Below are 604 nucleotides of genomic sequence, written 5' to 3'. Positions count from 1 at the left end.
GGCAAGTCGACCATCGCCAATGAGGTGGAAAAGCGGCTCGCGCTGATGAACCGCCACACCTTCCTCTTGGATGGCGACAATATCCGCCATGGCCTTAACAAGGATCTGGGCTTTACCGATGCCGACCGGGTGGAGAATATCCGCCGCGTGGGCGAGGTCGCCAAGCTGATGGCGGATGCGGGCCTGATCGTGCTGACCGCCTTCATCTCGCCCTTCCGCGCCGAGCGCGAGATGGTGCGCGAGATGCTTGCCGACGGCGAGTTCATCGAGATCTTCGTCGATACCCCGCTGGAGGTTGCCGAGGCGCGCGACGTCAAGGGCCTCTACAAGAAGGCCCGTTCGGGTGCCCTCAAGAACTTCACCGGCATCGACAGTCCCTATGAGGCGCCCACCAGCCCCGAGATACGCGTCAACACCGTCGAGATGACGCCGGAAGAGGCCGCCGAGCATATCATCCGCAAGATCATGCCGCTCAAATGAGCAACGTCATGACCCCAGAGACCATGACGGACGCGGACCTCGCCGCCCATCTCGCCGACACCGCCGGCCGCCTGTTGCTGGAGGTCCGCGCCTCGGGCCTGTTCAGCGCCAAGGCGCTCGGCAA

The 604-nt window shown here is 63.9% G+C and carries 1 protein-coding gene and 1 pseudogene; both read left to right on the top strand.

The window, feature by feature from the left end:
* Positions 1-480: adenylyl-sulfate kinase (gene cysC / locus JQK15_RS26565; RefSeq protein ID WP_214869672.1), on the top strand; the 480-nt coding region annotated here is incomplete at its 5' end.
* A 23-nt stretch (positions 481-503) separates the two neighbouring features.
* Positions 504-604 (top strand): annotated as a pseudogene (locus JQK15_RS27185) (3'(2'),5'-bisphosphate nucleotidase CysQ); the annotation flags it as partial.

Origin of the sequence: Sphingobium sp. BHU LFT2 (assembly GCF_018604485.1) — a bacterium.
GTDB lineage: Bacteria > Pseudomonadota > Alphaproteobacteria > Sphingomonadales > Sphingomonadaceae > Sphingobium > Sphingobium yanoikuyae_A.
This window is presented reverse-complemented; position numbering and strand designations above follow the sequence as displayed.